This is a genomic window from Roseovarius sp. EC-HK134 (assembly GCF_902498815.1).
Classification (GTDB): domain Bacteria; phylum Pseudomonadota; class Alphaproteobacteria; order Rhodobacterales; family Rhodobacteraceae; genus Roseovarius; species Roseovarius mucosus_A.
Window position 1 is genome coordinate 1479277 of sequence record NZ_LR701544.1, and the last position, 11718, is coordinate 1490994.

The following is an 11718-nucleotide window of genomic DNA, read 5'->3' on the forward strand; positions in this document are numbered from 1 at the left end:
CCATCAGGGCCGATTCATTACCACTGTTGGCCGCGCGTTCAACCTATCTTTGACATAGCGGGCAATAGAAGCTGGAGCGACCGGCCTGTACGACGCGGGCGATCTGGCCTTTACATCCGGGGCTGCGGCAGGGCTCGCCCTCGCGCCCGTAAACATCAAAACTATGCTGGAAATAGCCCAACTCCCCGTCAGCCTGACGAAAATCCCGCAACGAAGAGCCACCGGCAGAAATTGCATCGCTCAACACGTCGCGGATGATCGGCACAAGGGCGGCGGCGCGTTTGCCTGAGAGTGCTCCGGCCCGCTGCAAGGGCGAGAGGCGCGCGCGATACAGCGCCTCGCAGACATAGATATTGCCCAGACCTGCGACGATTCGTTGATCCAGCAGGGCGGATTTGATGGGGGTGTTGCGCCCCTTGAGGGCGGCAACCAAATAGGGTTCGCTGAATGCATTGCCCAAGGGTTCCGGCCCAATCCGGGCCAAGAGTGGATGCGTCTCTGCCGTGGCTGTGGGCAAAAGATCCATGGCGCCAAAGCGGCGCGGATCGTTGAAGGTGATGCGCGCGCCGTTTGCCATGTCAAAAACCACATGGTCATGCTTTTCCGGGGCCGGGTGATCGTGGACAAAGCGGCCCAAAGGGTCGCCTGAAACCAGCATGCGGCCCGACATGCCAAGATGAATGAGAAGGCTCTCGCCGGATGTCAGATCGGCGAGAATGTATTTCGAGCGTCGTCGCAGCGCTGTCACGGTCTGACCAGTCAGCCGTGCCGCCATATTGGGCGGAAATGGCCAACGCAAATCTGGACGGTTCACGGAGGCAGAGGCGATCACCTGCCCCTCCATCACCGGGGTAAGGCCGCGGCGGACTGTCTCAACCTCGGGCAATTCTGGCATATCGGACCTCTGTGGGCACAAGGGGCGCATTGTAACCCCCTGTCATAGCCCTATAAGAAAGGCGAGACACAAGAGCGGCAAGGCCCATGAACGAGAAAACCACGCATTTTGGATTTCAGGATATCCCCGAGTCGGAAAAGGCCGGGCGTGTGCGCGGCGTGTTTGGCAGCGTGGCCAGTAAATACGACGTGATGAATGATGCCATGTCCCTTGGTATCCATCGCATCTGGAAAGATGCGATGATGGATTGGCTGGCCCCGCGCGCAGGCCAACGCCTTCTTGATGTGGCGGGGGGCACGGGAGATATCTCTTTTCGCTTTCTCAAGCGGGCCGGGCATGGTCATGCCACCGTGCTTGATCTGACAGAGCCGATGCTGGTCGAGGGGCGCAAGCGCGCCGAGGCCGAGAGTATGGCAGACAGCCTTGATTGGGTGGTGGGTGATGCGATGGCGCTGCCCTTTCCGGATGCGAGTTTCGACGTCTACACGATCAGTTTCGGCATCCGCAACGTGACCCGCCCCCAAGAGGCGCTGAACGAGGCGTTTCGCGTGCTCAAGCCCGGTGGGCGGCTGATGGTGCTGGAATTCAGCCAAATCCCCAATGAGCTGATGCAAAAGGTTTATGACCTCTACAGTTTCAACATCATCCCGCGTCTGGGGCAGATGATCGCCAATGATCGCGACAGTTATCAGTATCTTGTCGAATCCATCCGCCAATTTCCCGATCAAGAGACGTTTCTGGGCATGGTCCGGCAAGCCGGGTTCGAAAATGCCAAATACCGCAATCTGAGCATGGGCATTGCCTGTCTGCATTCCGGCTGGAAGATCTGAGCGATGCGTGGCCCGCACAATATCCTGCGCCTCATCCGAACCGGGGCGACGCTGGAACGCACAGGGGCGATGGGCCTCATCATGGATGCCTTCGAGGCCCCACCGTTGGTGCGCGGCACGATGCGGTTTCTGGCTTGGCCGTTTCAATGGCTGGGGGACAAGGGCGATCTTGCCACTCCACCCGCGCCGCGTGCGCTGACCGCTCTGGGGCCTGCCTATATCAAGTTTGGCCAGATCCTCAGCACCCGTCCCGATCTGGTGGGCGAGGAATTGGCAACGCATCTGCGGGTGTTGCAGGATAAGTTACCGCCCTTTTCGGTAGATCTGGCCAAACGCAGTATCGCGCAGGAACTCGGCCGACCGGTCGAAGACATCTTTGATGATTTCAGCCCGCCCGTGGCCGCCGCCTCTATAGCGCAGGTCCACAAGGCGCGGCTGCGCGATACGGGCGAGGCGGTTGCCGTCAAGGTTCTGCGTCCGGGGATCGAACGGGCCTTTCGTCGCGACATCGACGCCTTTTATTTTGCCGCGCGCATGGTCGAGCTTTTGGCCCCCGGTGCGCGCCGATTGCGCCCAACCGATGTCATCGCCCATTTCGAGGGCGTGGTGATGGGTGAACTTGATCTGCGTCTTGAGGCGGCATCGGCCTCGGAATTTGCGGCCAATACCGCCAAGGATGCCGGGTTTCAGTTGCCGACGGTGCAATGGCCGCTTTCTTCGCGCCGCGTGATGACCATGTCTTGGGCCGACGGTTTGCCGCTTGGGGACAATGCCGCGCTGGATGCCGCAGGACATGATCGCGCCGAATTGGGCGAACGGGTGTTGCAGCTCTTCCTCAGCCATGCGCTGCGTGATGGCTATTTCCACGCCGATATGCATCAGGGCAATCTCAAGGTTTCCGGGAATGGCGATATCATTGCCTATGATTTCGGTATCATGGGGCATATCGACGAATATACCCGCCGGGTTTATGCCGAGATCCTTTATGGATTTATCAAACGCGATTACCGCCGCGTCGCCGAGGTGCATTTTGAGGCGGGCTATGTGCCTGCGGACCGGGATGTCGATGCCTTTGCCCGTGCGCTGCGCGCGGTCGGCGAGCCGATTTTTGGCATGGATGCCAGCAAGATTTCTATGGGCAGCCTGCTTAGCTACCTCTTTGAGGTCACAGAGCGGTTCGGCATGGAAACGCGCACCGAACTGATCCTGTTGCAGCGCACGATGGTTGTGGTCGAAGGCGTGGCGCGCAGCCTCAATCCACAGATCAATATCTGGCAGGTCGCAAAACCTGTGGTCGAGGACTACATCAAAAAGACCATCGGACCGCGCGCCGCCCTGCGCGATCTGGGGCGCACGGCCATGGTTCTGTCGCGCTATGGTCCAAGGTTGCCGGGGCTGGTCGAGGCTGCGCTTATCCGGCAAACCGCAGCGCCGGTGCCGGTCAAACGCGCGGTCTGGCCCGAGCGCGCGCTTTGGGCCGGGCTTGGGTGCCTGGTGGGTGCGGTTGGCGTTACGCTCACGGTATTTCTGGTCGGGATGTGACGGATTTTTGCACAAATTAAGAGCAATCACAGCAACGGCTGAAACTCACATTGCCGTGCCGCGCTGTGATCGTTATGGTCGCCCGGGAGAAGTTGCAAGGCGCTCGGAACCGGTGAACAGTCGATGACAATCAGATTGCGAAACATCTTGGGCGCAGTGGCCGTTATGACAGGGGCTACCGGCGCATCAGCGAACGATCTGGTCACGACACTTACCAACAACTATGGCACCCCGGGCGGTCTTATTGACATGCCCACCGCCGAGATGGCGCCGGATGCGCAATTGTCGACGACCATCGCCTATTTCGACGGGTTCAGCAAAACGACCCTCAGTTTTCAGGTGGCCCCTTGGCTGACAGGCAGTTTTCGATATTCCGGCACCAAGGATCTGACGCCGCAATTCGATATTTTCTATGACCGCAGCTTTGACTTGCGGTTCCGGCTGTTCAAGGAAACCGAATACTCACCGGCCATCGCGGTCGGGCTTCAGGATTTTCTGGGGACAGGCGTGCTTGGCGCGGAATACATCGTTGCCACGAAATCTGTTGGCAGCCGTCTGCGTGTGACCGCAGGTCTGGGTTGGGGGCGGTTTGGATCCAACAACTCGATTGGTGGATTCGGGACGAGAACACCGTTCAACTTTGCAGGTGTGGGCACCGGCGGGGACGTGAGCATATCCAACTGGTTCAAGGGGGATATCGGCCTCTTTGGGGGGTTCAGCTATAACGTATCGGACAAGCTGACATTCGCACTGGAATATTCGTCCGACAGCTATGATACCGAACGTCGCGCCGGTATTTTTGAGCAGAGCACGGCGGTTAATGCGAGCCTGAATTACGAATTCGCACCCGATGCCAATCTCCGGGCCTATGTTCTGCATGGCGAAGAAATCGGCGTCAGCCTTGCCATCGCGATCAACCCGCGCGGGATGCCTGTTCCGGGCGGGTTAGAGCCCGCACCTCTGCCCGTTGCGGTGCGAGATCCCGATGCCGCCCGCGATCTTGGTTGGGCAGACCAGCCAGCGGCGCGTGCGCAAGTTGCGAAATCGCTCGAGGAAACGCTGGCTTTGGATCAGATTGACCTGATCCGCCTGCGACTTGAAGGGCGTGCGGCCTATGTCGGCATCCAGAATGAGACCTATGACCGCACATCGCAGGCCCTGGGGCGCACTGTGCGCGCAATGACCCGCGCGCTGCCTGCCTCGGTCGAGGATTTTCACGTCACGCTCTACGCCAAGGGTATCCCTGCCAGCACGGTCAGCTTTTCACGCACCGACATCGAGCGGTTAGAGCACAAAGCCTCGGATGAGGCGCTGGCGGCGGCAACCTTTCGCGACAGTCTGCGTTTCGGCAATCTTCCCGAGCCGGTTCTAGGCAAGTTTCCGCGCTACGGATGGAGCATTTTTCCCTTTACGCGGGTCAGCCTGTTTGACCCCGACGAGCCGCTGCGTTTTGACGTCGCGCTGCGTTTGCAGGGGCAGGCCGAATTGGGGCGGGGATGGGTTGCTCGGGCGGCAACCTCTGTCAAGCTGTTCGGCAATCTGGATCAATCCAACCGTTTCAGCAATTCACGCATTCCGCGCGTGCGGTCGGATGCGGCGCGATTCGCCCAATCCGATGCGCCTCGTGTCGATTGGCTGACACTCAGCAAATATCACCGGCTTGCCCCGGATTATTACGGGCGCATCACCTTGGGATACCTCGAACAGATGTATGCGGGTGTCTCGACCGAGGTGTTGTGGCGGCCCGTGGACAGCCGCATCGCCATCGGCGCGGAATTGAACTATGTCCGTCCACGCGACTTTGATGGTGATTTTGGCCTGCGCGACAGCAATACGGTCAGTGGCACCATTCCGGATTTCAACGGGCATGCCTCGGTCTATTACGATTTCGGCGGTGGATACCACGCGCAGGTCGACGCCGGCCGGTATCTGGCGGGGGATTGGGGCGTGACCATCGGTTTTGACCGGGAATTCGCCAACGGCTGGAAAGTTGGGGCCTTTGCCACCAAAACAGATGTCTCTGCGCAGGATTTCGGCGAAGGGTCATTTGACAAGGGCATTCGCATTACCGCCCCGATTTCGTGGCTGTTCGGCAAGCCCACACAGCAGGCCCCAACCGCCGTTATCCGCCCGCTGACCCGCGATGGGGGCGCGCGCGTCAATGTGACGGGCCGTCTTTATGAAACCGTGCGAAACTCGCACGAGCGCGACACCGTGGCAAGCTGGGGGAAATTCTGGAGATGATCGCTGCGTCCCTGCCTCGGCTGAGTCTGTTGGTCTGCGCCATGGTCCTTGCGGGCTGTACGAACCAGCGGAGTTCCGAAAATGTTTTTACCGTCACAAAGAGGTTGATTGAGCAGCGCCGCGCGCAGCCCGTCACCCCGGACCCAAAGATTGTGCAGGCAGTCGCCACGGATGCATTGTCAAGAACGACTGGCCCTGTCTTGCTTTATACTCTGGAGGACCGCAAAGCGGTCGCGGTTCTGCGGCCTATTGCAGAGAATGGTGCCTACCAGACTTGGGCCTCTTATGGCAGTTCCGAGCGGCTGAGCGCCACGACGTTGAACGGTGTTCTGGTCTCGACCCGGGGGCTTGGCAACGACCTGATGTCATCTCGCGTAGAGCCGCTGCTTGAGGTCGTATCGCGCCGTGAGGATGGCGTTGCCACGATCCAGCAACGCTATCTCGATGGTGAAAACCAGATCGTGAATCTGAAATCCGACTGCAAGATTACGCGCGGGGAAACAGAAGCCGTGACCAGTGTCGCTGGTTCGGTGCAAGGGGTGCGCATGACAGCGGAATGCTGGCAGGCCAACCGCAGCGTGGTGAATTCCTATCTGGTCGATGCAAATGGTGCCGTCGTGCAATCGCGCCATTGGGCGGGGCCGACCATGGGCTACAGTACCATTCAGCGGTTGCGTTGACCGCGAGCGTCTGCGCCGCCTCGACTGCGGGGCGCATGCTGTGGTCGAGAGTGACGGCACGTTGCGTGCACCAGATGCGTTCCAATCGTTCCTGATCGGAAACCAGTCGCATTGTCTGGCCGTACAGCCAGCAATGGCCTGCACCCGGTCAGCCGCGCAACGGTCGACATTCCCGTAATCCGGCAAGAGGTGGGCGCGCTTGGCAAGACCTATGGCTATAGGCGTCTGACCCATGCAACGAGCCTTCCGCCGGAGGGCGTGGCGCGCCGCCTCTGCTCTTCTACGACCTGTCCCTGTCTGCATGTCGCGGCGCTGCACCTTGCCTCTGGCAAACCTTTCGTGCTCGAGGATCGTTGGGTCAATTTGCAAACGGCCCCCGCTGCGGCTGCACAGGATTTCGAAACGACCAATGCCAATGAGTGGCTCTTGGCCCATGTTCCTTACACTCATGGGGAAATACGCCTATCGGCTCTGGCCGCCACGGGCGACGAAGCCCGGTTGCTAGAGACCGAACCCGGCGCGCCCCTTTTTGTCATCGAGCGGCTGACATGGGATCATGGGCGCGGCGTAACGCTTGCGCGCCTTTGCTCCGCGCCGGGGCACTTGATCGTGACCCAATTGGGCACCGCCCCTTAATCCAAGGCGGCGATGGTCATGGACGGGTCCGCCTGCTTGGGCTATCAGGCGGGCAATACAGACCAGTCAAGAGGCGCACCATGTCCGGCCACGGCACCCCCATTCCTATGACCTCTCACCGCTCCGGGCCGCTGTCCGGTGTCGCCGATGTGCCGGGGGATAAATCAATCTCGCACCGCTCCCTTATCCTTGGGGCCCTGAGCGTTGGGGAAACGGTGATCACCGGGCTGCTTGAAGGTGAAGATGTGCTGGATACGGCCAAGGCGATGCGCGCCTTTGGCGCCGAGGTGACACGCGATGCGGCGGGTGTGTGGCATGTGCATGGTGTGGGTGTCGGTGGCTTTGCCGAACCGGGGCACGTCATTGACTGCGGCAATTCGGGCACCGGCGTGCGGCTGATCATGGGCGCGATGGCGACCTCGCCTATCACGGCAACGTTTACGGGCGATGCCAGCCTTAACAAGCGCCCTATGGCGCGGGTCACGGACCCTCTGGCCCTTTTTGGGGCGCAAGCGGTGGGCCGGTCGGGCGGGCGGTTGCCCATGACCATCGTGGGCGCAGCAGAGCCGGTACCGGTTCGCTATGTGGTGCCTGTACCCTCTGCGCAGGTCAAAAGCGCGGTGCTCTTGGCTGGCCTCAACGCGCCGGGGCAGACTGTGGTGATCGAGCGTGAAGCGACGCGCGACCATACCGAGCGGATGCTGGCCGGCTTTGGCGCAGAAATCACTACTGAAGACACCGATGAGGGGCGGGTGATTACCCTGACCGGGCAACCCGAACTTCGGGCGCAAACCATCGTGGTGCCACGTGATCCGTCTTCGGCGGCCTTTCCGGTCTGTGCTGCTTTGATCGTTCCCGGTTCTGATGTGCTTGTGCCCAATATCGGGCTAAACCCAACGCGCGCGGGCCTTTTTGCGACGCTGCGCGAGATGGGGGCAGACCTGAGCTATGAGAACCTGCGCGAAGAAGGCGGCGAGCCGGTGGCCGACTTGCGCGCGCGCTTTTCGCCAGACCTCAAGGGGATCGAGGTGCCGCCCGAGCGCGCGGCCAGCATGATCGACGAATATCCGGTGCTGTCCGTTGTGGCCGCCTATGCCACCGGCGAAACCGTGATGCGCGGCGTCAAGGAATTGCGTGTCAAGGAAAGCGACCGGATCGAAGCCATGGCTGCCGGATTGCGCGCTGGCGGTGTCGAGGTCGAGGATGGGCCGGATTGGTGGATCGTACGGGGCAGGGGGCATGGGCATGTGCCGGGCGGCCAGACCTGCGCTAGCCATCTTGACCACCGGATCGCGATGTCCTTTCTCGTCATGGGCATGGCCAGCACTGCGCCGGTGCAGGTCGATGACGCAAGTCCCATCGCCACCTCTTTTCCGATTTTCGAGTCGTTGATGGCACAGCTTGGCGCGGATATCAGGCGTGATTGAACCCGCCGCGCGGGGCAGGCGGTGGGCAAGGCAAATGTGCGTGTGTCCCATTGCGCGCACCAGGGCAGAGGGCCTAATTTCGCCGCATGGATGACCCCGCCCACAACGCCCCGCCACCTGCTCCGCCGCCTGTGAAAACCGGCCTGCTGCGCACGGTGATTCGCTTGGCTGCATTGGCGGTGTTGGCCTTGGCCATGCACCACGTCTTTGTGTGGGCCGAAGGCTATATCCTTGAAAATGAACAGGGTTGGGCGATGCCCGGGTTCCTCGTCATGGCCTTGTTGGTCTATGCGGTGCTGATCGCTATTCCCTTTGTGCCGGGGATCGAAATCGGGTTGATGGTACTCGCAGCGGGCGGCGGCGATATCGCGCCCTTCGTCTGGCTGGCCACGGCCTCTGGGCTGACGCTGGCCTATATGGTGGGCGGCAAGGTGCCCTATCGCTGGCTGCACCGGGTGTTGCTTGATTTGCACCTCCTGCGCGCCTGCCGCTTGCTGGAAGAGTTTCAGACCCTGTCGCCAGCAGAGCGTGCGACCTATATCTCGGCGCAACTGCGCGGACGCTATCTCGACTGGATTGTCCGCTATCGTTATCTGCATCTCGCGGCGCTGATTAATGTTCCGGGCAATTCGATCATTGGCGGTGGCGGTGGCATCGCGTTTGTCTCGGGCCTCTCTGGGATCTTTCGTGCGCCTCTGGCGATCCTCACGCTCTTTGTCGCGACGGCCCCGGTGCCCTTGGCGATCTGGCTATTTGGCTGGTCGCTGACCTGACAGGCCCTGCCAGAGCGGTGCATGCCGCGTGCCGACGATTTTCTGACGCTTGTGGGCTGTCGGACAAGCGCCTATGGCTTATGTTCCCCGCAAGCAACGCTTCAGAAGCAGGATTTCGCATATGTCGACCGACCCACTCGTCGTTTTCACGCCCTCCGGGAAGCGCGGGCGCTTTCCCAAGGGAACACCGGTTCTGACGGCGGCGCGCCAACTCGGCGTTGATCTTGACTCGGTGTGTGGCGGGCGGGGGATCTGCTCGAAATGCCAGATATCGCCGGGCTATGGCGAGTTTTCCAAACATGGCGTCACCGTTCATCAGGATGCGCTATCCGAATGGAATGCGGTCGAGGAACGCTATGACCAGAAGCGTGGGTTGAAGCCGGGCCGCCGTCTGGGCTGTCAGGCTCAGATCATGGGCGATGTGGTGATCGACGTGCCCCCGGAAAGCCAGGTTCACAAGCAGGTGGTACGCAAGGCCGCCTCTGCCCGCGTGATCGAGATGGACCCGGCCACCCGCCTCTATTTCGTTGAGGTGGAAGAGGCCGATATGCATGAGCCCACCGGCGACTTCGAGCGTTTGCAACGCGCGCTCAAGGCTCAGTGGGAGATCGACAACATCCGCGCCGATCTGAGCCTTTTGGCCAAGCTGCAACCCGTGCTGCGCAAGGGCAAGTTTCAGGTCACGGTCGCGCTGCACAGAGGGCATGCGGAAACCCCGGCACAGGTGCTGGAGATTTGGCCGGGTCTGCACGAAGGGGGGCTGTTTGGTCTGGCCATTGACCTTGGGTCTACCACTGTTGCGGCCCATTTGACCGATTTGGAAACCGGCGAAGTCAAGGCATCCTCCGGTATCATGAACCCGCAGATCCGCTTTGGTGAGGATCTGATGAGCCGCGTCAGCTATGCGATGATGAACCCCGGCGGCGACCGTGAAATGACGGCAGCGGTACGAGACGCGATCAATACCTTGGCCGAAGAGATTGCCAAAGAGGCGGGGATTGACGCCAAGCTCATCGTCGAGACGGTCTTTGTCTGCAATCCGGTGATGCACCACCTCTTGTTGGGGATCGACCCGGTGGAATTGGGCCAGGCCCCCTTTGCACTGGCCACCTCGGGGAGCATGGCGCTGAACGCCCGCGAACTGGATTTGGTTGCGATCAATCCGCGCGCGCAGATTTATGTGTTGCCCTGTATCGCAGGCCATGTGGGGGCCGACGCCGCCGCCGTGGCGCTGAGCGAAGAGCCGGGCAAATCCGAAGATCTGGCGCTGATCGTCGATGTGGGCACAAACGCAGAGATCCTTTTGGGCGACAAGACGCGGGTTTTGGCCTGTTCCTCGCCCACCGGCCCCGCCTTTGAGGGGGCGCAGATTTCCAGCGGCCAACGCGCCGCCCCCGGCGCGATCGAGGCTATTCGCATTGATCCCATGACCAAGGAACCCCGTTTCCGGGTGATCGGCTCTGACATTTGGTCGGATGAGGACGGTTTCGAGGCGGCGGTAGGCGACGGTGGCATTACCGGCATTTGTGGGTCTGGCATCATCGAGGCGGTGGCCGAGATGCGCATGGCTGGGCTATTGGATGAAAGCGGTCTGATTGGATCGTCCGAGGCCACTGGCACCACGCGTATGATCGAGGATGGGCGCACCCATTCTTATGTTATCCACGATGGCAGTGCCAAGGGTGGGCCGGTCATCACCGTGACCCAAGGCGATATTCGTGCCATCCAGCTTGCAAAATCGGCTCTCTATGCGGGCGCGCGTCTGCTCATGGACGAACGCGGCGTCGACAAGGTGGACCGCGTTGTTCTGGCAGGGGCCTTTGGTGCGCATATCTCGCCGTTGCATGCGATGGTGCTGGGCATGATCCCCGATGTGCCGCTCGACAAGGTGACATCGGCGGGCAATGCGGCGGGTACGGGCGCGCGCATCGCGCTGTGCAACGTGGCTGCCCGCCGCGAGATTGAGCGCGTGGTGGGTCAGATCACCAAGGTCGAGACCGCCATCGAGCCGAAATTCCAAGAGCATTTCGTGGCCGCCAACGCAATCCCGCACAAGACGGACCCTTTTCCGGAGTTGTCCAAAATCGTGACGCTGCCCAATCCCAGCTTTAACACCCATGGCGATGGCAGCGACGGGGGGCGGCGCAAGCGTCGGCGGGGATAGTGCGAAATCGCGGCTTTTCATCATCTCAGGAGCGGGATACTGACGCGAACACTCTGTAAAAAGGCAATCAGATGAAACAGTTGTTCGTGCCGGCCCTCTTGTCCATTTCCCTCCTGAGCGCATGCGGTGGTCGCACCCCTGATCCCGTGGCCGAAGTGCAGCCCGGTGACAGCGCCCTTACCTGCGCGCAATTGCGCAGCGACATTACGGCCAATACCCGCGCCATCGAGGGCCTTGTCAAAGAACAGGAAACCAAAACCGCCCAGAACATTGTGGCCGGGACTGCCGGGGCCTTTTTGCTGGTGCCATGGTTCTTCATGGATATGAAGGGTGCCGCAGGCGACGAGGCACGCGCCTATCAGCGCCGCAATGAAGCCCTGGTCAGCCGCTACAACGGCATGGACTGTAAACCAGAGATGAAGCTCGCAAAACCAGCAGCGCAGAAACCTGCCGCGCAGACCGAGTGAGGACAGCCTGATAGCAAGCCCAGGGCCGACAGGTTTTGGCCATCGGGCTTGCTCTTGACC

Annotated in this window: 10 protein-coding genes; 9 read left to right on the top strand and 1 reads right to left on the bottom strand. The window is 61.0% G+C overall.

Annotated elements, in window-relative coordinates:
- Window positions 1–43: 43 nt before the first annotated feature.
- Complete coding sequence (gene mutM / locus GC127_RS11095; RefSeq protein ID WP_081507033.1) at window positions 44–895, bottom strand: bifunctional DNA-formamidopyrimidine glycosylase/DNA-(apurinic or apyrimidinic site) lyase; 852 nt, start codon at window positions 893–895, stop codon at window positions 44–46.
- 86 nt (window positions 896–981) lie between these two features.
- Between mutM and ubiE the strand changes: the two genes are divergently transcribed.
- The 9 genes from ubiE to GC127_RS11140 all read left to right on the top strand — a co-directional run bounded on the left by ubiE (window position 982) and on the right by GC127_RS11140 (window position 11658).
- On the top strand, window positions 982–1725 hold the full coding sequence (gene ubiE, locus GC127_RS11100; protein WP_008281490.1) for a bifunctional demethylmenaquinone methyltransferase/2-methoxy-6-polyprenyl-1,4-benzoquinol methylase UbiE: 744 nt from the start codon (window positions 982–984) through the stop codon (window positions 1723–1725).
- A gap of 3 nt (window positions 1726–1728) precedes the next feature.
- Window positions 1729–3267, top strand: coding sequence for a 2-polyprenylphenol 6-hydroxylase (gene ubiB, locus GC127_RS11105; protein WP_008281491.1), 1539 nt, complete (start codon window positions 1729–1731; stop codon window positions 3265–3267).
- Between the two features lie 123 nt (window positions 3268–3390).
- Window positions 3391–5511, top strand: coding sequence for a YjbH domain-containing protein (locus tag GC127_RS11110; protein WP_112303068.1), 2121 nt, complete (start codon window positions 3391–3393; stop codon window positions 5509–5511).
- 152 nt (window positions 5512–5663) lie between these two features.
- A complete protein-coding gene (locus GC127_RS11115) occupies window positions 5664–6191 on the top strand; it encodes a YjbF family lipoprotein (protein WP_302848614.1) in 528 nt (175 codons plus the stop codon).
- 111 nt (window positions 6192–6302) lie between these two features.
- Window positions 6303–6827, top strand: a complete 525-nt coding sequence (locus GC127_RS11120) for a UTRA domain-containing protein (RefSeq protein ID WP_254700076.1) — start codon at window positions 6303–6305, stop codon at window positions 6825–6827.
- An 80-nt stretch (window positions 6828–6907) separates the two neighbouring features.
- Window positions 6908–8254, top strand: a complete 1347-nt coding sequence (aroA, locus tag GC127_RS11125; protein WP_151978092.1) for a 3-phosphoshikimate 1-carboxyvinyltransferase — start codon at window positions 6908–6910, stop codon at window positions 8252–8254.
- Window positions 8255–8340: 86 nt separating this feature from the next.
- Window positions 8341–9027: a hypothetical protein gene (locus GC127_RS11130; protein ID WP_008281496.1), complete on the top strand. Its 687-nt coding sequence runs from the start codon at window positions 8341–8343 to the stop codon at window positions 9025–9027.
- Between the two features lie 121 nt (window positions 9028–9148).
- Window positions 9149–11191, top strand: a complete 2043-nt coding sequence (locus GC127_RS11135) for an ASKHA domain-containing protein (RefSeq protein WP_037297904.1) — start codon at window positions 9149–9151, stop codon at window positions 11189–11191.
- 71 nt (window positions 11192–11262) lie between these two features.
- Entirely contained in the window at window positions 11263–11658 is a 396-nt protein-coding gene (locus GC127_RS11140) for a hypothetical protein (RefSeq protein ID WP_232279205.1), read from the top strand.
- Window positions 11659–11718 lie beyond the last annotated feature (60 nt).

What these genes read in the sequence shown, in the direction of transcription:
- mutM (WP_081507033.1), bottom strand. Translation starts at nt 895, where the DNA reads ATGCCAGAATTGCCCGAGGTTGAGACAGTCCGCCGCGGCCTTACCCCG.
- ubiE (WP_008281490.1), top strand. Translation starts at nt 982, where the DNA reads ATGAACGAGAAAACCACGCATTTTGGATTTCAGGATATCCCCGAGTCG.
- ubiB (WP_008281491.1), top strand. Translation starts at nt 1,729, where the DNA reads ATGCGTGGCCCGCACAATATCCTGCGCCTCATCCGAACCGGGGCGACG.
- GC127_RS11110 (WP_112303068.1), top strand. Translation starts at nt 3,391, where the DNA reads ATGACAATCAGATTGCGAAACATCTTGGGCGCAGTGGCCGTTATGACA.
- aroA (WP_151978092.1), top strand. Translation starts at nt 6,908, where the DNA reads ATGTCCGGCCACGGCACCCCCATTCCTATGACCTCTCACCGCTCCGGG.
- GC127_RS11130 (WP_008281496.1), top strand. Translation starts at nt 8,341, where the DNA reads ATGGATGACCCCGCCCACAACGCCCCGCCACCTGCTCCGCCGCCTGTG.
- GC127_RS11135 (WP_037297904.1), top strand. Translation starts at nt 9,149, where the DNA reads ATGTCGACCGACCCACTCGTCGTTTTCACGCCCTCCGGGAAGCGCGGG.
- GC127_RS11140 (WP_232279205.1), top strand. Translation starts at nt 11,263, where the DNA reads ATGAAACAGTTGTTCGTGCCGGCCCTCTTGTCCATTTCCCTCCTGAGC.